We start from the raw sequence: 19,734 nt of genomic DNA on the forward strand, positions 1-19,734 counted from the left end.
ACCCCAACCACTCGGACCCATCCCCCTTCCCGCCCACCGATCGGAGCCCGATGTCCACGCCCACGCCCCTTCCCACCAGTCGCGCCTCCGCATTCGCCGCCGCCTACGCGCTGCTCCGCGCCTCGGCCGACCTCGCGGACCACTGGATCCAAACCGACCACCAGGCCGGCACCAAGAGCGACCGCTCCGCAGCCGGCCGTCGCGCCTGCGCCGCTCACGTCACGGCCTACACCGCCACCCAGGCGGCCGCACTGCTCCTGGGGGCCCGACTCCTGGGCCTGCGCCCGAAACCCCGCCGCCTCCTCGCGGCCCTGGCCCTCTCCTGCACCACCCATTACCTCGCCGACCGCCGCGAACCCCTGCGCCGGGCGGCCGAGGCCACCCGGCGCGGAAACTTCCTCCGACTCGCCGACCACGGCATGAACGGCGCCTACATCCTCGACCAGTCCTGGCACCACGTCATCGAGACCTGCGCTGCCCTGATCCTCGCCGGCTGACCTCACCCGACCTGCGGATACCGCCCGCCCAGCCGCTCCGCAGCAGCACGCAACCCGGCCGGGTCCGCCACCACCAGCAGCTTCCGACGCCCCTCCGGAGTTCCCCCGAACGGCAATTCGGCGGTGATCCGGCGCAAGGCCCTGGGGCCGATACCGAGGCACCCCGCGATGTCCTTCCGACTGACCTTCAGCCGGATGCCGTCGGCCGCCTGCTCCGCCGTCCTCCGGTCACCGAGCAGGGGCACCAGCACGCACGCGACCCGGGCCAGGTCGTCACCGGGCCTCGACAGCATCTGGGCCTCCCGCTCCCGGCCCGCGATGTACTCGGCGAGCTCGAGGCCGTACTCACTCCGGAAATCCGCCCCCCGGAACAACTCCCCCGGCATGAGCGCCACCTCACACTCGGTACAGGTCGTCACGCTCGCCGTCCGGACGCCGGAGCCGAGTACGGCCAGGTCCCCGAGGACGTCACCACAGCGCCGGAAGTTCCGCAGCCGCCACCGGTCCTCCGATCCGCCACCGATCTGATCGACCCTGAGCACCCCGTTGAGCACGAACATCACCTGCGCCCCCACGGTCCCCTGCCGCATCAGCGACCGGTGCGCCGGAAGGCGGATGCGATCAAGCCCGGCAACCAGGGCCTTCCACCGTTCCGGCGTCACGATGTCCAGGAACGTCCGACTCGGGCCGAACAGCGCGGGCGGCATGGAGTTGTCACACGAAACCATGCCCGGAGCGTAGGGGAACCATCGCCAACCATCTTCCAGGTGAAGCAAGTTGCCTCATGGACCCACCGCCGGGCCGACCTGGCTGCTATCCTCCCGCGCCCCGGAGAGTGACCCAGCTCACATCGATAAGGAGCCGACGGCCCCCTACCGATCCGCTTCCGCCCACACACTCTTGGCCACCGACGCGCAGCCGGCCGTCGGACATCCCCCGTGGTTCCCCATGTCCCCGCCAGGAGACCGCCTTGCCCGAACCTCCCCAGCTCCCCGGCGACTCCAGCCAGCCCCTACCGCCGTACCATGCCCTGCTCGGGCTGGATGTGCGGGGCTTCACCGCGATGCCCGGCGTGGTGCACGCACCGGTGAGCGCCTATCTCGAGCCCCTCCTCGATGCCGCCTTCACCGCCGCCGGGCTGGACACCCTCCGAACGGCCAAGCGATTCATCTCCAACTCCGGCGACGGTCTGGCTCTCGGGTTCGCCCCGGAGCTCCTTCCGTTCGTCATCGACCCCGGACTGGACTGCCTCCGCAGGGAACTCGCCCGGCACAACGCCGAGCCGAACCGTGTCCGCCTCCAGATGCGGGCCAGCCTCCACGCCGGCCACGTCATCGCCTCGGGGCTCCCCGGGGAGGGCAACGGTCCCGCCAGGAACGCCCTCCATCGATTGCTCGACTCCCGCGAACTCAAGGCTTTCCTGGCACACGCCAGTCCGGCGACCACCCACCTGGTGGCGATCCTCTCCGACCGGGTCTACCAGGACGCGGTCAGGCACCGCTACACCGGCCTGCACCCGGACCTCTTCAAGCGGATCCTGGCGACCGTTCCCGGCCGGGACGACAGCGAGTGGGCATGGGTCTACGTCCCCACCCCCTCCGGAAACCTCCTCGCCGCACCCGGTCACGACCGCCTCAGTCTGCCGAAGTGGCTCGCTCTCCTGGGCACGATCGGCCACCTGCACTCGACGATCCGACGCCTTTTCGACCGCGCCTGACACCGTTCAACGAAAGGAACCGAACCGTGGCTCTGATCACCTACAACAGTGTCTTCGACGTCATCCACCAGCGAGTGACCACCGCCGCCCATCTGCGACCGACCGTCCTCACAATCGAGTTCGGCGGAGGGACCGCCCACCTCGACCTTCCTCAGGCCCACGCGGCCCTTTGGGAGCGGCCGACGGGCAGCGAGCTGCGTCACGAAATCTGGCGGCAGGCCGTCGCGCTGGCCCAGCACGACGCGCTGGCGGCCGCCATCGGCTCGACCGACGTCACCGGCTGGGTCGAGGCCGTGGTCTGGCTCGCGCTGCCACGACTCCGGAAGGTCGTCCGCCAGGCCTCGGGCCGACTGCGGGCGGACCGACGTGACCTCGAGTCCGAGCTCATGCTGGCCATCGTGGAACAGCTGGCCGAGATCTCTCCGGACGACCCCGATGTCGGCGGCCGCTTGCTCCTGTTCGCTGCCCGGAGGGGCTGGGCCTTCGCGCGCGGCCCGGCCGACGAGCGCCCGACCGAAGACGTCGCCGCCGTCGCCGATGCCCGGGGCGCCAGGACGACCGACGCCGTGTGGGAGCTCGTGATCACTCCCCCCGACGGCACCGACGGCCTCGCGGCGCCGGTGCGATTCACCTCTCGATCGGATCTCGAAGCGGCACGACTCAGTGAGCTCACCGAGCACCTCGGCCTGCGGGACGTCGTCCGTCGGACGCTCCGTCCGCACCGGGGCGCACGGCTCGGCTCGCTCCCGCTGCGCCCGACGGAGGCGGTCCGTTGACCGCCCCGCACCCGCCTGGGGCGATGACCTTCCCCGAGCTGTTCGGTCTCCCTCTGGCCGTCGACGTCCGGACCGCCTCCCGCGCCTTCGGCATCTGCACCCAGACCGCGTACCGCCTCATCCAGCGCGGCGCCTTCCCCTGCCCGGTCGTCCGCACCGGCCGCCGCTACCGAGTGCCCACCGCAGGCATGCTCTCCGCCCTGGGCATCGAAGAGCTCCCGCTCTACGCAGAAGACCTGGACACCTGGGTGAGCGCACCGCCACTTCCCGGGCTCGACTGGAAGGACCTCTCGTGATGGCGATGCCCATGATCGCCCGGTCGGAGCCGCCCCGGCCGGACGGCGCCACAGAACTGCTGACCTGCTTGGTCGTCGGTCCCATCGGGAACCGGCACGCCGAGGTCGGCAGTACCGCCCGGGAGTCCTACGAGTCCTCCCTCGAAACCTTCGAGCAGGTCATCCGTCCCGCTTGCGCGGCCCTCGGGATCGAGCCGCTCCGCTCCGAACGGATCCAGCGGGCCGGTGAGATCACGGAGCTGATCTGTCGGCACGTGCTCCGGTCCGACATCGTCATCGCCGACGTCACCGGCGGAGACGCCGATGTCATGTACGAACTCGGCCTTCGTCATACGACCGGCCGCCTGACCATTCACATCGGCGAGCACGGCCGGCTCCCGTTCGACGTCTCGCCGATCCGAACGATCCTCTTCGAGCGTTCCCGCAGCGGCCTGGCGGCTGCTCGCAAGGAGTTGCAGAAGGCAGTGGACCGGGGTCTTCAGGAGGGGTGCTCCCCGCTCACCCCCGCCCGGATCCTGCTCGGCCTCCGCTCACGGGAAGACGTCGCCGCACCCGAACGGGCCGAGGGCGACGCCGAGGACCCACCGGGCCTGACCGACCGTTTCGCCGCCGTCGAGGCCGAGATGGACCTGATGACGCAGGGCATCGAGAGCATGACCGGTCTGGTCACCACCATTGCCGCGCTGGCGGAGGAGTTCGGGCCGGAAATGGAGCGCTCCATCGCGAAGGGCAGCCAGCCGTCCGCAGCACTCGCAGTGGCTCGGCGGTTCGCCACAGCCCTCGACCGGCCTGCCGCGGAGCTCAGGGCCTGCGCGGCGGATGTCGCCTCGCGCATGCCGGGGATCGACTCGACCGTGCACGCGTCACTCGACGTGTTCGACACGGCGCCGCAGCTGTCGGAAGGCACGGAGGCCCGCGACTTCCTGTTGCAGCTCATCGGTATGTCCCGGGCGGCGCGCGAGGGCCTGGAGACCCTCCGGCTGTTCAGGATGACGATGGAGTGGCTCACCACCACGAGCCGCGACCTCCGGGCTCCGGGCAGGGACATCATCTCCGCCCTGGACCTCCTCACCGAGACCATGTCCCGGGTCGAGACGTGGGACCGACGCGCCAACTCCCTCGTGTGACCTCCGGGGCACCCCGGCGGGCTCGGGAAGCCCGGTCTCCCGCGCCCGCCGTGCCCGAACACCACATTCGAGGTCGCTCTGCCCGCTGTCCTTCAGCAGTAGGGCGCCGCTGACCGAACGTCACGCACTCCCCGCCGTCGACGTGAACGAGATCCGGAGGCAAAGACCCGTGCGGGACGACGACCGCAGGACACCCCCCATCGAGACCGAGCGCTACATCCGCTTCCAGCTGGACCATCTGACCGCCAGGAACGAACACCACACCTTCGAGGAGATCAGCTACCGGATCGCACTGCGGCGGCTGAGCAGCAACATCGTCCCGGCCACCGGTCCGGTGAGTTCGGGGGGCGACCAGGGGCGCGACGCCGAGTCCTACTACACCAACCTGCCGCTCGAACTTCCCGGAGCGGGCGGATTCGTCGGACGGGCGACGACCGAACCGCTCGTGGTCGCCGCCTCGGTCCAGAAGGACCAGCTCGACGCCAAGATCCGCTCGGACCTGCGGTCCATCTGCGGCCGAGGTGAACGGGTCGCCCGGGTGGCCTTCTTCGCCGTGAGCGAGATCCCGGTCTCGGTCCGGCACCGCCTCCAGGAACACGCCCGGGAGACCCATCGTGTCAGTCTGGAGATCTTCGACGGGCTCGCGGTGGCCCAGTTCCTGGCCGAAGGCGATCTGCTCTGGGTCGCACAGCGGTTCCTCGACCTTCCGTCCAACCTCGTGCCGGAGCTCCCTGGAGAGCCCCAGCCCGACTGGTACACCCGGACACTCACCGCGCTGCGCGAACGCGAGTTCAAGCGGCTGGTCCCTGGTGCGCACTCCGAGATCCGCGACGGCCTGCGGCATGCCACCTTCGACGCCGAGGCCAGGGTGGACCTTCCGGAGTGGCTCGGCTACATGCGTGAGTTCGTCCGGGACCGCCCCGATGACGATCTGTCGGCCCGGGCCCGGTACGAGTGCGCCGTCGCAGTGCTCCGCGGACTCAACACACTCGACGGGGCCGAGGAGGACATCAGGGCGGTCGTTCGGCACGCCATGTCGTCAGACCTCCCGTCCATCCTGGAGGACGCGAGCATCCTGTTGATGTACTGGGGCGGTGCGTGGCTCCGGCGGCTGGGAACAGCCTTGCCGGAGGAGATCCGCCACTGCAACCTCCGACTCCGCGAACGCGTCCGGTCGCTGCTGGACACCACGGACGTGGACGCACAACCGATCCGACGGGTGCGGCTCCTGTCCGTCGCGGCGCATCTGTGCCTGCATCCTCGCTGGACCGAGGTGGAGCGCCCCGAACCGGGTGTCCTGCCCACACCGGAGGAGGCCTCCGCCATCGCCCGGCGCATGCTCGAGGAGGAGGACATCGATCTCGTGCACCTGCCGGAGAACCGGCCACTCGATGTCGACGACGCCATGGGGTACCTCGCCCAGCTCGCCGCGCTCCTGCCGACGGCCCGGGCGTTCCCGGTGGGAAACGTCATCCAGCTCTTCGAACTGCTCGCCGCGTCGCTCGCGGACGACCCGCGCTACGAAGCCGTCCGCGACGCACTCGACACCGCCGAGGGCGCCACCGCGGGCGACAGTGCCATCGCCGCCCGGGCGAGAGCCCGGGCCATGTCCTTCCGTCGCGCCGGCAGACCCCTACAGGCCCTCCGGGAGCTGCACGACGTCAAGCTCAACTGGTGGCACGGGGACACCCTGCGCGGCTCGCTGCTCGCGATGCGGCTCATCGGACGGATCTACGGGGAACTCCGTCTGGTGTACGCCGCCAAGCAGTACTCACTCGCTGCCGCGCTGATCGCCCTGTCATCCGAGGACGAGTCCCTGCACGACCTGGTACCGGAGGCACTCACCGAAGCCATGGACCACGCCTATGCCGCCGGAATGTGGACCGATGCGACGGCCCTCGCGGGAATCGCCGTGAAGGCCCACGCCGCCCTGGCCGAACAGGCCTTCGACCGGGATGCCCACCCCGGCCTCGGAGCCGTCGACTTCGCCACCCTCACACCGCTGCTGACGGCCGAGCGCTTCCGGCCGGAGATCCTGCCGGTCCTCCGTTCGGCCTTGGACGACGCCGCCTTCGAGCGGGATCTCACCGAGGCGCTGGACGACGTCCGGCCGGCCTACACCTTCACCGAGGAAGGACTCACGACCGCCACCGACGAGCAGTTGGCCGGGCGACCGTTCGGTGACCTCGGGCCCCGGCGCACCCTGGCCTTCTCGGCCCTGGGAACGACCTGGTGGGTCTCCTGCCGGAACGACCGGGCCACCGTGCTCGCCGCCGAACGCCTCGTCGCCGCCGCACAGGTCCTGCTGGTCGAACTGGTGCCGCAGGATCCCGTCTTCCTGGTCCAGGACGTACGGATCGACGTCACCGTGGACACCGGCAGGCCCGGAGTGGTCTCGTTCGAACCGGGCAACGACGGCGTCACCTGCGCGGTCACGCTCAGCCCGTACCACGAGTCGGCCGACCCGGCGGCCCTGGAGCACGAACTGGCGTCGACGCTCGTCTACCTCATCGCCCATCTCAGCGCCCGTCCCCCGAGGGCATTCATGGACACCGTGCACCGCGCGTTCGAGAACGGATTGCACCACAAGCTCTACGTCGCGCGCCCCTACGACGAATCCGCTGCCCTCCTCGGTGAGTCGCACTACACGACGGCCGCCGGAGCACGGGTCGCCCCCTTGAAGGGCCCGGGCTACCGGCCGGCCACTGCCGAGGTCCTCCGGGCCCGGAACGGGCCCGGGCCCGGCTACGACCACGCCGCCGCCCTGGCGGAGATCCGCGACAACTACGCGTACTTCCCCACTCTGATCGACCGAACGCTTCCGCGGGCCCTGTCCGATCCCACGACGATCGCCGGCCTCCGCGAACTCCGCGACGAGGGCTGGCTGGACTGGCACCTGCTGCTGGCGATGACGAACATCTCGATCAATGTCCGGGCGCGTGCCGCGGGTCTGCTCACCCCCGACGTAGCTCCGGAGCGGCTGGAATCACTCACGCGGCAACGGGAGAGCGAGGGGTCGGTCTCGGTCGTCCTGTCGACGCTGACGCCGGAGGGCATGCGTTCGGCCCTGCGCACGGCAGCGCTCGCAGTCGGCCGCCGACGCTGGGGACTGGGTACGGCCGTACGGACTCCCGATACCGAGGCCTTCGTCGAGCTGCTGAGGACCAGGTACGGGTTCGCGACCGATGATGTTCCGCATCGGGACCTCCTGGCAGCCGCCCTGGCCGACGACGGAACCGTGCTGCCGCTGGTCGGGCCGTGAGCGTACGGCCTCCGGCCGAGGTCACGGGACCTTGGCCAGAGGCCGGTTTCGGCCGCCTACCAGGCGTAGTCCTCCGGGGCCGGGCGGTGGCCGGGGAAGAGTTCGTCGAGGCGGTCCAGGGTCTTCTGGTCGAGTTCCACGTCGAACGCCGCGAGGGCGGCGTCGAGGTGGGCCGGGGTGCGGGGGCCGATGATGGGGGCGGTGACGGCCGGGCGGGAGAGCAGCCAGGCGAGCGCGAGGTCGGCCGGGTCGGTGCCGAGTTCGGCGGCGAAGTCCTCGTAGGCCTGGAGCTGTTCGCGGTGCTTCTCCAGGAGTTCGCTCGCGTAGCCCATGGCGCTGCGGCCGCGGGTGCCCTCGCGTTCCTTGCGCAGGACACCGCCGAGCAGGCCGCTGCGCAGCGGGGACCACGGGATCAGGCCGAGGCCGTAGTGCTGGAGGGCGGGGATGACCTCCAGTTCGACTGCCCGGTCGAGGAGGTTGTAGAGGGACTGCTCGCTGACCAGGCCGAGGAAGTGCCGGGAGCGGGCGGCCTCCTGGGCCTGGGCGATGTGCCAGCCGGCGAAGTTGCTGGATCCGACGTAGATGATCTTGCCCTGGGCGACCAGGACCTCCATCGCCTGCCAGATCTCCTCCCAGGGCGTGTCCCGGTCGATGTGGTGCATCTGGTAGAGGTCGATGTGGTCGGTCTGGAGCCGGCGCAGGCTGGCCTCGACGGCCTTGCGGATGGCGAGCGCGGAGAGCTTGCCCTCGTTGGGCCAGTCGCTCATGTTCGCGTAGGCCTTGGTGGCGAGGACGGTGCGCTCGCGGCGGCCGCCGCCCTGGGCGAACCAGCGGCCGATGATCTCCTCGGTGCGGCCCTGGAGGTTGCCCTCGCTGTCGCGGCCGTAGGAGTTCGCGGTGTCGAAGAAGTTGATGCCGCGCTCGTGCGCGGTGTCCATCAGGCGGTGGGCGTCGGCCTCTTCGGTGTGGGGGCCGAAGTTCATGGTGCCGAGGCAGAGGCGGGAGACGGTCAGGCCGGTGCGGCCGAGGTGGGTGTACTCCATGGCGCCCCACCTAAGGCCACACCGGCCGCGGTGTCCAGCACATTCCGGTGACCGGGCGGTTCACCGGCGGCGAGTGGCCGACCTCAGCGCCCGCCGGTCGCCGACCCGGGCCCGGACCTCACCGCCCGCCGGCCGCCGACCCGGGCCCGGACCTCAGCGCCCGTGCGTGGCGAACTTCCGTACGGCCAGCGGCCCGCAGAGCACCAGCAGCACGGCGCTCCACAGCAGCGTGGCCGGCACGGCGTGCTGCATCGGCCAGGCGGAGCCGGGCGCCGCCGGGTTGCCGAACAGTTCGCGGGAGGCCTCGACCACCGAGCTGATCGGGTTCCAGTCGGCGATCACCCGCAGCCAGCCGGGCATCCCGCCGGTGGGCACGTAGGCGTTGGTGACCATCGCCAACGGGAAGACCACGACCGAGAGTTGAGCGGCCGCCTCTTCCTTGCCGACGGCCAGGCCGAGCAGCGTGCCGACCCAGGTCATCACGAACCGGAAGAGCAGCAGCAGCGCGAAGGCCTCCAGTGCGTCGCCGACGCCGTGCCGGGCGCGCCAGCCGGCGGCCAGTCCGACCAGGGCCAGCAGGGCCAGGACGACGAGGCTGACCAGCAGGTCGGCGAGGTTCTGCCCGAGCAGCAGTCCGGTGCGGGAGACCGGCATGGAGCGCAGCCGGTCGGTGACCCCGCGCCCGACGTCACGGGCGGCGCCGACCATGGTGGGCATGATGCCGTTGGTGGCGACCATGGCGAACAGTCCGGGCATCAGGAACTCCCGGTAGTCCCCGCCGCCGGGCACCTGCATGGCGCTGCCGAAGACGTACCCGAAGACCACCACCATGATCACGGGCACGCCCAGCGAGGCGGCCAACAGGCCCGGCGAGTGGCGGTAGTTGAGCAGGATGCGGAGCATCGACGTCCCGGTGTCGGAGAGCAGCCGACCTCCGGTCGAAGGACGCGAAGCGGTGGACGCGACGGGCGACACGACGGTGGCCATCAGGCGGCCCTCCCCAGCTCGGCGGACCCGGCGGACCCGGCAGACCCGGCGGCCTCGGCGGCCTCGGCGGTAACGCCGGACTCCCGGGGCTTCCCGGTGAGCGCCAGGAACACGTCGTCGAGTGAGGGCGCCCGGACCGCGACGTCCTCGGCGACCACCCCGGCACCGTCCAACTCCCGCACCAGCGAGGGCAGGAGGACGGACGCCCCGGGCGCCGTCAGCACCGTGACCGTCCGCTCGGCGACGTCCACCTGCGCGTCGTTGCCGGAGAGGGCGGACAACACCACGGCGGTGGCCGCGAGTTGCTCCGCGGTGGCCAGGGTGACGGACACCTGGCTGCCGATCGCCGCCTTGAGCCGGTCCGGCGGACCGGTGGCGATCGCGGCGCCGTGGTCGACCACCACGATGTCGTCGGCGAGCCGGTCGGCCTCCTCCAGGTACTGGGTGGTGAGCAGCACGGTGGTGCCGCCGGCGGCCAACTCCTTGACGGTGCCCCAGATCTCCAGGCGGCTGCGCGGATCGAGCCCGGTGGTGGGCTCGTCCAGGAAGAGCACCGGCGGACTGGTGACCAGACTGGCGATCAGGTCGAGGCGCCGGCGCATGCCGCCCGAGTAGGTGCGCACCAGCCGGTCGCCGGCCTCGGCGAGCCCGAAGCGGGTGAGCAGTTCGTCGGCGCGGGCCCGGGCCCGGCGGGCCCCGAGGCGGTGCAGTCGGCCGAACAGGTGGAGGTTGTCCCGACCGGTGATGCCCTCGTCCAGCGCGGCGTGCTGGCCGGCCAGGCCGATCGCCCGCCGGACCTCCTCGGCCTCCCGGACGACGTCGTACCCGGCGACCCGGGCGGCGCCCCGGTCGGGGGCGACCAGGGTGGCGAGCACGCGTACGGCGGTGGTCTTGCCGGCGCCGTTGGGGCCGAGCAGGCCGCAGACAGTGCCGGCCGGGACGGTCAGGTCGAGGCCGCGCAGGGCCTCGGTGGCCCCGAAGCACTTTCCGACGCCCGCCATCTCGATGGCGGGTCGGGAGGTATCGGACATGGCACTGCCCTTCTCTAGGTACAGCGTACGTAGAAGCTTGCCGCCATGCTACTACGTACGACGTACGTATCTAAGATGGGAGAGCGAGGTGATCTTCCAGTGCCGTCCAGCAAGTCCCCCAGCAGTCCCGATCAGCCCGAACAGCCTGATCAGCCCCAGCTCCAGCCCCAGGACCAGGCCCAGGCCCAGCAGCAGCCCACGCGGCCCACGCCCCCCGAGGCCCCCGAACTGATCTGGCTGCGCCCCGAGCGCACCGGCCGCGGCCCCCGGCCGGCCCACAGCCGCGACTCCATCGCCGCGGCCGCCATCGTGATCGCCGACGCCGAGGGCCTGGACGCCGTCTCGATGCGCCGGGTCGCGGCCGCGCTCGGCGCGGGCACCATGTCGCTCTACAACTACGTGCCGAAGAAGGAGCACCTGCTCGACCTGATGCTCGACGCGGCGGCCGGCGAGTACCGGCTGCCGCCCGAGCCGACCGGCGACGTCCGGGCCGACCTGGCGAGCCTCGGGCACACCCAGCTCGCCATCTTCCGCCGCCACCCCTGGCTGCCGGCGCTGGTGCTCGCCCGCCCCGGCATCGGCCCCAACGCCCTGCGCTACACCGACTACTTCCTCGCCGTCACCGCCCCCACCGGCCTCCCGGGCGGGGCGCGGATGGAGGCGATGGCGATGTTCAACGGCTTCATCTGCCAGTTCGCCCAGTACGAGCAGACGGCGGCCGCGGGCGCCAAGTGGCAGGCGGAGATGATCGGTTACCTCACCCAGGCGGCGATGAGCGGCAACTACCCCAACCTCGCACAGGCCTTCGCCACCGCCGGCCCGCCCGCCGACCCGGACCAGGCCTTCGACCGCAGCCTGGACCGGGTGATCCTCGCCATACTGGCGCCCCCCACGGGGAGTCAGAGCCTGTCCGGCGAGATCCGCCGGACGCCCTAACCCAGGGCGGCTCGCGTCAGCACCCCAGCCGCCCGGCCGTCCACCAGCACCACCACCGCCGGACGCCCGCCCGCCAGCGCCGCCCGCGCCTCGGCCGCCGACTGCCCGACCCCGACCGTCGGCAGGGCCGGCCCGAGCAGCGGGCGCACCGGGCCGTCCGGCTTGGCCCCGCCGTCGGCCAGCGCCGCCGTCAGCACCTCCCGGGACACCGAGCCGACCACCTCGATGGCGCTCACCCCGTACGGGCGGGCCGCCCGCGCCAGCGCGGCCGGGGCGACCCCGCCCGGCGCGGCCCGCAGCACGTCCAGCGCCTCGGCCACGGTCAGGTCCGCGCCGACCGCCACCAGCGGCCCGGCCGCGTCCAGCAGTTCCCGCAGGCCGTCCCCCTCCTCCTCCAGGAAGCCCCACTCCCGCATCCAGGCATCGCTGTGCACCTTGGACAGGTACGAGCGGCCCGAGTCCGGCAGCAGCACCACGACCAGGTCCTCCGGCCCCAGCCCGCGTGCCACCCGCAGCGCGGCCGCCACCGCAGCGCCGGAGGAGGGGCCGGCCAGGATGCCCTCCTCCCGGGCCAGCCGACGGGCCGTCAGCAGCGACTCGCGGTCCGGGATCCGCTCGAAGGAGTCGACCACCTCCGCACGGTAGGCCTGCGGCCAGCGGTCCTCGACCGTCTCGGGGTGGAGGAAGTGCCCGATGCTCTCGACGAACCACGGACTGCCGTCCCCGCCTCCGTAGGAGGAGGACTCCGGGTCCGCGCCGACCACGGCCACCGACCCGCCGGACACCTGCTTCAGGTACCCGCCGGTGCCGGTGACGGTGCCGCCGGTGCCGACGCCCGCGACGAAGTGGGTCACCCGGCCGCCGGTCTGCTCCCAGATCTCCGGGCCGGTGGTCCGGACATGCGCGTCCGGATTGGCCAGGTTGTCGTACTGGTTGGCGAGCCAGGCCCCGGGAATCTCCTCGGCGAGCCGCCTGACCACGTTGAACAGGTGCTTCGGATCCTCCTGCGCGACCGCCGTCGGCGCGAGCACTACCTCGGCCCCGTACGCCCGCAGGATGTCCGACTTCTCCGGCGCCGACTTGTCCGACACCCCGGCGATCACCCGGTAGCCGCGCCGGCGCCCGACGATGGCCAGCCCGATCCCGGTGTTTCCCGAGGTCGCCTCGATGATCGTCCCGCCCGGCTCCAGCAGCCCGTCCCGCTCGGCGGCCAGGACCATCGACAGCGCGGCGCGGTCCTTGACACTGCCGCCGATGTTGAGGAACTCGGCCTTGGCATAGATGGGTGCGGCGATCCCGGCGCCGAGCCGGGCGAGGCGGATCAGCGGCGTCCCGCCGATCGCGTCCAGAACGGACTCGTATACTGCGGTCATATCAGCAGCTCCCTCACTGCGTGCGGACGTGTCCGCCCGAGCCTGCCCACCCCCGCCGCCGGCCATCCACCCCGGGACGGTCACCCTCGTCACCCCCGTCACCACCACCGCCCCGTTCCACCACCCCGGCCGGTCAGCCGAACCGCAACCGCCCGCTAGAGTCCCCGGCATGACGCGCCTGAAGATCGAGATATCCGTCCCGGAGAGCCACGTCGAGCAGGTCGTCGAGGCCCTGCACAGCGTCGGCGCGGGCCGGGCCGGCGAGTACGCCCGCTGCACCAGCGTCTGGCGGATCACCGGCAGTTGGCTGCCCTCCCCCGCCGCCCGGCCGCACCGGGGCCGAGCAGGCGAGGTCGAGCGGGCGGAGGAGTGCCGCGTGGAGTCCTTCTGCGAGCGGGACCAGGCCGCCGCCGTACTGGCGGCCGTCCGCGCCGTGCACCCGTACGAGGAAGCGGTGGTCAACTTCCTGCCGCTGTACGACCCGGCTGCCGGTTAGTCCCATCCGCCCCCTCCGCCCCGAGCTGGCCAAAACCATTCGCCCTGGCCCGATCCACCCCGTACCGTGGTCCGGTCGATGATCTTGGCAGGGGAAGGACGGGCACACACCGTGCAGCACAACCAGGGCTGGGCCGACGAACACTACGGCGCCGTCGCGGACGCCTTCGCGCAGAACTTCGCCGACTTCCCCGAACTCGGCTCCGCCGTCACGGTCTTCGTCGGCGGCCGCAAGGTGGTCGAGCTGTGGGGCGGCACCGCCGACGAACGCACCGGCCGGGCCTGGACGCGGGACACCGTCGTCCCGGTGTTCTCCTGCGCCAAGGGCGCGGTGAGCGTCAGCGCCCTGCTGCTCGCCCAGCGGGGCCGGCTCGACCTGGACGCCCCGATCGCCCGCTACTGGCCCGAGTTCGCGCGCCACGGTAAGCAGGACGTCACCACCCGGATGATCCTCGGCCACCGGGCCGGCATCCCGGCGCTGGACGCGGCGCTCCCCTTCGAGGAGGTCGCCGCCTGGGATCCGGTGATCCGCGCGATCGAGGCCCAGCAGCCGCTCTGGGAGCCGGGCACGGCCTACGAGTACCACGGCCATGTGCTCGGCTTCGCGGTCGGCGAGGTGATCCGCCGGATCACCGGCCTGACCCCGGGCGGGTTCCTGCGCGAGGAGATCGCCGAGCCGCTCGGCCTGCCGCTGTGGATCGGCCTGCCGGAGAGTGAACTCCCGCGCCTGGCGAGGCTGGTGGAGGCCGACGGCCGACGCCCGATGCCCGGGCCGGAGCACCTGCTGACCCGGATCGTCACCATGAACGGCGCCCTGGTCTTCCCCGGCCTGGACGTGCCGCACGGCTGGAACGACCCGACCCTGCACGAGATCGAGCTGCCCGGCGCGGGCGCGGTCGCCTCAGCCACCGGACTGGCCGGCCTCTACGCGGCCGCGGCCACCGGGCTGGACGGCGGGCCCCGCCTGCTCTCCGCCGACACCGTGACCGACGCGGTGCGCGAACTCTCCTCCGGCCAGGGCTTCCTGGGCTTCGACATGGGCGCCCGCTGGGGCTCCGGCCTGCTGCTCGACTCCCCCGCCTTCCGTCCGCTGCTCGGCGCGCGCAGCTTCGGCAACGACGGCGCGGGCGGCCAGTTCGCCTTCGGCGACGACGAGTTCGGCGTCGGCTTCGGCTACGTCGCGAACCGGATGATCGGCCACGGCGACGCCCGGGCCAACCGGCTGATCGAGGCGGTGCGCGGATGCCTGTCGTGAGGGACTTCCTGGCACAGCTCACCGGGCTGGCCGTCACCGGCGGCTTCAGCGATCTGCGCTACGGCGCCTCGCTGCCCGAACTCGCCGCCCGTTACGGCGATCCCTGGGACGCCGGTCGCCTCCACAAGGATTCCCGCTGGCCGCACGCCTTCGGCTGGGGCGACGCCTGGACGGTGTTCTGCCGCTGCCGCCGGCTCCGCTCCTTCTCCCTTCCGACCTGGCACGGAGAGCTCGAACTCCCCCAGCCGTCCGGCGAGCTGGACACCATCGACACCCGCGTCACCGAGTCCGCACTGGCCGCCTCGCTGACCGCCGCCGGCTGCGCCTGGGAGACCGTGGCCTACGAGAACATCCCCGGCCAGCGCACCCTGGAGGTGGCGCCGGCCGAGGAGGTCCGGGTCGGGTTCGTCCTGGTCGACCGGATCTCCCCGGACGAACCGCCGCTGGACGACTGGCTGTTGCACAAGGTCGGGCTCTGGGGCTACGACCACCCCGACTGCCCGGAGCCCGACCGCGCCCTGCCGGACGACGGCTGGGGCGCGGCCGAACTCTGAGGAAGCGGCGGGCCGTTCCGTCCCCTGTGCGGAACGGCCCGCCACCGGCCCGCGACCCGCTACTTCAGCAGGAAGTCGTAGACCGCCTGCCGCCCGACCGGGCTCGCGGCCCGGGTCTGCACCGAGTGCGCGGCCCCCGGGACGATCACGATCTGCGGGTCGTGCGTCAACTTCGCCTGCTGGTAGAGCCACTCGTACGGGGTGGAGAGGTCCCGGTCGCCACCGATCAGCAGCACCGGCACGTTCGGCAGCTTGCGGTGCTCCGGCGGGAGCGGCGGCACCTGCTCGCGCGGCCAGTCCAGGCAGACCAGCAGGGAGCCCAGCCCGGTCGCGGTCGCCGGGTCGTACGGCCAGGTCTCCTCGGCCGTCAGGTCCTGCCGGGTCTCCTCCAGTGCGGCCGCCCGGCCTTCGACCGGGGTGTCCGAGGAGCCCCACGGGTAGCGCCCGTCCGCGCACAGGGTGGCGGCGTGCAGCCCCTGGCTGAGCAGCTCGGCCGGGGCGGCGTCGTTCTTGTGGACGTCGTCGATGAAGGACTGGAGCTTCTGCGGGTTGCCGCCGGCGGCTGCGTGCAGGGCTTCCGGCACCCCGCCGTAGTTGGGGTCGGCGAACTCGTAGCTGGTGAGCGCGTCCAGGATCTGCGCGCCGTTGCCGTACTTCCGCACGGTGGTGGCCAGGTCGGCGGCCGGGTCGGTGGTGCAGCCGGTGGCCTGGCAGGCGGCGCGCAGCACCCGGGCGGTGGCGGGCAGCGCGACCAGGTCCATCGGGTCGTAACCGCCCTGCGGCACCACCGAGTCGAGCACCAGCCGGGCCACGTGCGCCGGGTGGGCGAGGGCGTAGCGCTCGGCGACGAAGGTGCCGTAGGAGACGCCGTCCAGGGTCAGCCGGTGGTCGCCGAGGGCCTGGCGCAGCAGGTCGATGTCGCCGACGGTGTCCGCGCTGCTGTAGTAGCGGGCATTCGGGCCGAGGGCGGTGGCGCAGTCGGCGACGGACTGCTTGCGCGGCACGGCGAGGTCGGAGGAGCCCATGTCCTCCTGGAGGCCGGGGCACTGCAGGGCCCGCTCGCCGGTGCCGCGCTGGTCGTACATGATCAGGCGGTAGTCCTTGAGGACGGGCTCCAGCTTGCTCGCGATCCGGCGGATCAACGGCACGCCGGGCTGGCCGGGGCCGCCGGCGAGGAACAGCAGGTCGCCCTTGGGGGCGTCGGTGTTGCCGGTCATCGCCACGGCGAGCTGGAGGGTGCCGGGGGTCCGGCCGCTGTGGTCGAGCGGCACGGTGATGGTCCCGCAGGTGAATTCGGGCGCGCCCTGGCAGGGTGCCTGCCCGGTGATGCCGCCGCCGTGCCGGTCCGGCTGGGCCGGGGCCGCGACGGCGGGGCCGGCGAGTGTGGTGCCGGCGACCACCGCGACGGCGCCCAGCAGGGCGGCGATGCGGCCGCGCGTGCTCGTCATGTTCGTCGGGGTTCCTTCCGCTCGCGCCGCGTCCGTGCTGACGCGGTCACGGGAGAAGCCTGCGCCCGGGCGACTTCGATGGCGAGCATTCGTGTCAGGATTCGACCAGGGTCGAAGGGTTGACGACCGAAAGGACGACAAACCCGACCGTTCCGGCAGTTCAGCAGCTCATCGGCTCAAACGTTCAACGGTTCAGACGTTCGGCGGTTCAGACGTTCAGCGGCTCGGCGGCTCAGCGGCTCAGCGCTTCAGCAGAGGAGTGACGGCATGATCCGGCTCACGATCGACTCGACCGGGCTCGCCCGTACCCGGTTCGTCGTCTCGCCGCTGCACGAAGCCGTCAACACCTTGATGGCCGGCGGCCCCAACTCCCGTACCGGCCCGTACGCCTGGGTCGGCCGGACCCGCCGGGTACTGCGCCGGGAGAAGCTGGAGTTGCTGTCCGGGCTGGCCCTGGAGCAGTCCGGCGGCTACATCCCCGACTTCCTCTCCCCCCACCCGACCGGCCCGGAGCCGACGGTGGCGGAGCAGTTGGAGGCCGTCCGCCGCACCCCGCCGGAGCGGGTGCGGGCCGAACTGGACACCGCACTGCACGGCCTGGCGGCAGCGAACCTGAGTGGACGTCAACTCTCGGACGTGGTGCTGCGCACCCTGGAGCGCGGCCCGCGCTACTTCGCCGAGCGGGTGGCGGACGAGCTGGGCCGTTACTGGGAGGCGGCGCTCGCCCCGCACTGGCCGGACGCCCGGGCGGTGCTGGACGCCGAGATCGACCGGCGCGGGCGCTTCCTCGCCCGGCACGGCTCCGGCCCGCTGTTCAACTCCCTGGCACCGCAGCTCTCCTGGGCGGACGGGCTGATCCAGCTGGAGAGCCGGTTCGAGGTGAACCTGCCGGCCCGCATGGTGCTGCTGATGCCGACGCTGGTGAGCCAGGAGATCCACGTGATCCTCGACCCGGTCGACGGCGTGGACCGGGCACCGACGCTGATGTACCCGATCGCGCCGTCCGTGCCCGTGCCCCGGGCACCCGCGCCCGCGCTGGCCCAACTGGTCGGGCCGACCCGGGCGGACCTGCTGGCCGCGCTGGTCGACCCGACGACCACCGCGGCACTGGCCGCCCGGCACTTCCTCAGCGCCGGAACGGTCTCGTACCACCTCGGGGTGCTGCACCGCTCGGGCCTGGTCAGCCGGGTGCGCAGCGGGCGGGAGGTGCTGTACCGGCGGACGCCGCGCGGGGAGGAGCTGGTGACGGCGCGCTGAGGAGCGCATCCCGATGGGCGCATGAGCGGGCGTGTGCGCCTGACTTCGCGCCCCTCGGACTGTTCTCACACCAACGCGCGCGGGAGTACCACCCGCACCCATTCCTCCGGCTGTGACAAGTGCGGAGCGTGACCGGCGCCCTGGTAGAGGTGCCGTTCCGCCTTCGCGAGGGTGAGGTCGATGATGTCCAGCACCTCGCCGTACATCGGCGGGCTGTCGTCGCTCTGCGTGAGCAGCACGGCCTCGTTGAAGCGGCCGAGCGCGGTCAGGTCGAGATCCAGCGCGTCCGGGTCCCGCAGCTCGTCCAGGTAGGTCGGGGCGTTGCGGACGAAGGTGTGCCGCACCGGCGCGGGCAGCTGCGCCCACGCCCCTGGGCCGAAGGCGACCGTCTCCACGAACAGCTCCGCCGCTGCGGCCGACTCCGCCTGCTCCAGCAACTCCCGGACGGCGGCGGTCCGACCGGCGAGGGCGGCGGCAATAGGCCGCAGCTCCGGGTCGGTGAGCAGGATGCCGGTGCCCGGCGGCTCGTGCACAGCGACCCCTCGCAGCAGGTCGGGCTGGACGGAGGCAAGCCGCAACGCGATCAGCGCACCGTACGAGTTCCCGCAGACGAAGGCCGGCGCCAACCCGAGGCCCTCGATCAGCCCGGCCAGGTCGGCGGCGTCCTCGTGGACCGAACCCTGGGTCAGCGTGTCCTCGCTGCGGCTGTGGCCCCGGCGGTCGTAGGCGACGACCGTGGTGGACTCGGCGAGGCCCGGCATCACCCGGGCCCAGGAGTCACCGTCGGTCCACGAGCCGTGCACCAGGACGACGCCGGGGCCTTCGCCTTGGGCCTCGTAGTGCAGCCCGACCCCGTTCACCCTGATCTCGGCCATCACGAGTCTCCCGACCTCGGCGTGCCCCTCCACCAGCCTGACACAGGCACGCGGAACGGACAGATCGGTCAGATCGGGGACTCGAAGAGGTGCGGCTCCCAGTGGCCGAGCCAGGAGGAGGTGGCGGAGGGCAGGTCGAGGCCCTCCGTGGACTCGTCGTACGGGAGGAAGGAGGTGGGCGCGAACCAGCCCTCACCGGGGTCGATGCGCAGGCGGAGCAGGCGCAGCGGGCGGTGCAGCGCGAGATAGGTGCGCAGGTCGTCGGTGGAGGGGTGGTGCTCCTCGTAGCGTTCCTGCACGCAGCGGCAGATGGTCAGGATGTCGGTGTCGGCGAGGAGGAGGTAGCGGGGGCCGGGGCCGAGGTTCACACAGAGTCGTCGCCGGGCCTTTTTGCGCTCGCCGTAGGGAAGGTTCTGGTGGTTGTCGACATGGAGACCGGGGCGCCGACGGGATTCGGGGAGGACATGGGTGGTGGGCTGCCCGGGCGGGTCCTCGGTGTCACCGAGGGTGACGGGGTACGGGTCCCCGAGGGTGTCGACCATCGCGGCCAGGGTGTCGCGGTCGGTGACGGATTCGGGGAGCCGGAACAGCTCGACCAGACCGGCGGCGGGAGTGAAGTAGCCGGGGGCGAACCGCTCGGGATAGCCGCCGGGCAGGGGCTCCCAGCTGTCGGGGTCGGGGACGACGGCGCAGGTCTCGAAGTCGGGCTCGAAGTAGAGCCGGCGGGGGCGGCCGTAGTCGCAACGGGCGTGCAGGGCAGCGGGGTTGCGGAAGGCGATCGCGGCGGGGTGCATGGCGGGTGGAC

At 72.1% G+C, this 19,734-nt stretch carries 19 protein-coding genes; 11 read left to right on the forward strand and 8 right to left on the reverse strand.

Going from position 1 to position 19,734, the window contains the following annotated elements; genetic code table 11:
- Positions 1-50 precede the first annotated feature (50 nt).
- Positions 51-497: a hypothetical protein gene (locus tag ABTY61_RS31820; protein ID WP_350508591.1), complete on the forward strand. Its 447-nt coding sequence runs from the start codon at positions 51-53 to the stop codon at positions 495-497.
- A gap of 2 nt (positions 498-499) precedes the next feature.
- Here the strand turns inward: ABTY61_RS31820 and ABTY61_RS31825 are convergent, their stop codons facing one another.
- Positions 500-1,204, reverse strand: coding sequence for a Crp/Fnr family transcriptional regulator (locus tag ABTY61_RS31825; RefSeq protein ID WP_350508592.1), 705 nt, complete (start codon positions 1,202-1,204; stop codon positions 500-502).
- 263 nt (positions 1,205-1,467) lie between these two features.
- Here ABTY61_RS31825 and ABTY61_RS31830 point away from each other — a divergent pair, with 263 nt between their 5' ends.
- From ABTY61_RS31830 to ABTY61_RS31850, 5 genes are all read left to right on the forward strand, one after another.
- A complete protein-coding gene (locus tag ABTY61_RS31830) occupies positions 1,468-2,214 on the forward strand; it encodes a nucleotidyl cyclase domain-containing protein (RefSeq protein WP_188308335.1) in 747 nt (248 codons plus the stop codon).
- A gap of 74 nt (positions 2,215-2,288) precedes the next feature.
- Complete coding sequence (locus ABTY61_RS31835; protein WP_350508593.1) at positions 2,289-2,990, forward strand: hypothetical protein; 702 nt, start codon at positions 2,289-2,291, stop codon at positions 2,988-2,990.
- Positions 2,987-3,286: a helix-turn-helix transcriptional regulator gene (locus ABTY61_RS31840; RefSeq protein WP_350508594.1), complete on the forward strand. Its 300-nt coding sequence runs from the start codon at positions 2,987-2,989 to the stop codon at positions 3,284-3,286. The genes ABTY61_RS31835 and ABTY61_RS31840 overlap by 4 nt, the downstream gene beginning before the upstream one ends.
- A gap of 254 nt (positions 3,287-3,540) precedes the next feature.
- Positions 3,541-4,413: a hypothetical protein gene (locus tag ABTY61_RS31845; RefSeq protein ID WP_350508595.1), complete on the forward strand. Its 873-nt coding sequence runs from the start codon at positions 3,541-3,543 to the stop codon at positions 4,411-4,413.
- A gap of 169 nt (positions 4,414-4,582) precedes the next feature.
- Positions 4,583-7,675 carry a hypothetical protein gene (locus tag ABTY61_RS31850; protein WP_350508596.1) on the forward strand — a complete coding sequence of 1,031 codons (3,093 nt, stop codon included), beginning with the start codon at positions 4,583-4,585 and terminating at the stop codon, positions 7,673-7,675.
- 56 nt (positions 7,676-7,731) lie between these two features.
- Here the strand turns inward: ABTY61_RS31850 and ABTY61_RS31855 are convergent, their stop codons facing one another.
- The 3 genes from ABTY61_RS31855 to ABTY61_RS31865 form a co-directional block, all read right to left on the reverse strand.
- Positions 7,732-8,718: an aldo/keto reductase gene (locus tag ABTY61_RS31855; RefSeq protein WP_350508597.1), complete on the reverse strand. Its 987-nt coding sequence runs from the start codon at positions 8,716-8,718 to the stop codon at positions 7,732-7,734.
- 153 nt (positions 8,719-8,871) lie between these two features.
- On the reverse strand, positions 8,872-9,705 hold the full coding sequence (locus tag ABTY61_RS31860) for an ABC transporter permease (RefSeq protein ID WP_350508598.1): 834 nt from the start codon (positions 9,703-9,705) through the stop codon (positions 8,872-8,874).
- On the reverse strand, positions 9,705-10,736 hold the full coding sequence (locus ABTY61_RS31865) for an ATP-binding cassette domain-containing protein (RefSeq protein ID WP_502895462.1): 1,032 nt from the start codon (positions 10,734-10,736) through the stop codon (positions 9,705-9,707). Before ABTY61_RS31865 ends, ABTY61_RS31860 begins: the two co-directional genes overlap by 1 nt.
- 99 nt (positions 10,737-10,835) lie before the next feature.
- On the opposite strand from ABTY61_RS31865, the gene ABTY61_RS31870 reads away from it, so the two are divergent.
- A complete protein-coding gene (locus tag ABTY61_RS31870; protein WP_350508599.1) occupies positions 10,836-11,672 on the forward strand; it encodes a TetR/AcrR family transcriptional regulator in 837 nt (278 codons plus the stop codon).
- On the opposite strand, the gene ABTY61_RS31875 is transcribed toward ABTY61_RS31870, so the two are convergent.
- A complete protein-coding gene (locus ABTY61_RS31875; RefSeq protein WP_350508600.1) occupies positions 11,669-13,045 on the reverse strand; it encodes a pyridoxal-phosphate dependent enzyme in 1,377 nt (458 codons plus the stop codon). The genes ABTY61_RS31870 and ABTY61_RS31875 overlap by 4 nt on opposite strands.
- Positions 13,046-13,214: 169 nt before the next feature.
- Between ABTY61_RS31875 and ABTY61_RS31880 the strand changes: the two genes are divergently transcribed.
- The 3 genes from ABTY61_RS31880 (at position 13,215) to ABTY61_RS31890 (ending at position 15,349) form a co-directional block, all read left to right on the forward strand.
- Complete coding sequence (locus ABTY61_RS31880; protein ID WP_350508601.1) at positions 13,215-13,541, forward strand: YqfO family protein; 327 nt, start codon at positions 13,215-13,217, stop codon at positions 13,539-13,541.
- Positions 13,542-13,652: 111 nt separating this feature from the next.
- A complete protein-coding gene (locus tag ABTY61_RS31885) occupies positions 13,653-14,795 on the forward strand; it encodes a serine hydrolase domain-containing protein (protein WP_502895463.1) in 1,143 nt (380 codons plus the stop codon).
- Entirely contained in the window at positions 14,783-15,349 is a 567-nt protein-coding gene (locus ABTY61_RS31890) for a hypothetical protein (RefSeq protein ID WP_350508603.1), read from the forward strand. The genes ABTY61_RS31885 and ABTY61_RS31890 overlap by 13 nt, the downstream gene beginning before the upstream one ends.
- Before the next feature lie 59 nt (positions 15,350-15,408).
- Here ABTY61_RS31890 and ABTY61_RS31895 read toward each other — a convergent pair whose 3' ends face one another.
- Positions 15,409-16,797, reverse strand: a complete 1,389-nt coding sequence (locus ABTY61_RS31895) for an alpha/beta fold hydrolase (RefSeq protein ID WP_350508604.1) — start codon at positions 16,795-16,797, stop codon at positions 15,409-15,411.
- 267 nt (positions 16,798-17,064) lie between these two features.
- Here ABTY61_RS31895 and ABTY61_RS31900 point away from each other — a divergent pair, with 267 nt between their 5' ends.
- Entirely contained in the window at positions 17,065-18,054 is a 990-nt protein-coding gene (locus ABTY61_RS31900; protein WP_350508605.1) for an ArsR/SmtB family transcription factor, read from the forward strand.
- A 65-nt stretch (positions 18,055-18,119) separates the two neighbouring features.
- Here the strand turns inward: ABTY61_RS31900 and ABTY61_RS31905 are convergent, their stop codons facing one another.
- Together ABTY61_RS31905 and ABTY61_RS31910 are read right to left on the reverse strand one after the other, a co-directional pair.
- Positions 18,120-18,929 (reverse strand): alpha/beta fold hydrolase, encoded by an 810-nt coding sequence (locus ABTY61_RS31905; RefSeq protein WP_350508606.1) that lies wholly within the window; start codon positions 18,927-18,929, stop codon positions 18,120-18,122.
- 68 nt (positions 18,930-18,997) lie between these two features.
- A complete protein-coding gene (locus ABTY61_RS31910; protein ID WP_350508607.1) occupies positions 18,998-19,723 on the reverse strand; it encodes a hypothetical protein in 726 nt (241 codons plus the stop codon).
- Positions 19,724-19,734 lie beyond the last annotated feature (11 nt).

This window comes from Kitasatospora sp. NPDC096128 (genome assembly GCF_040303105.1).
Taxonomy (GTDB): domain Bacteria; phylum Actinomycetota; class Actinomycetes; order Streptomycetales; family Streptomycetaceae; genus Kitasatospora.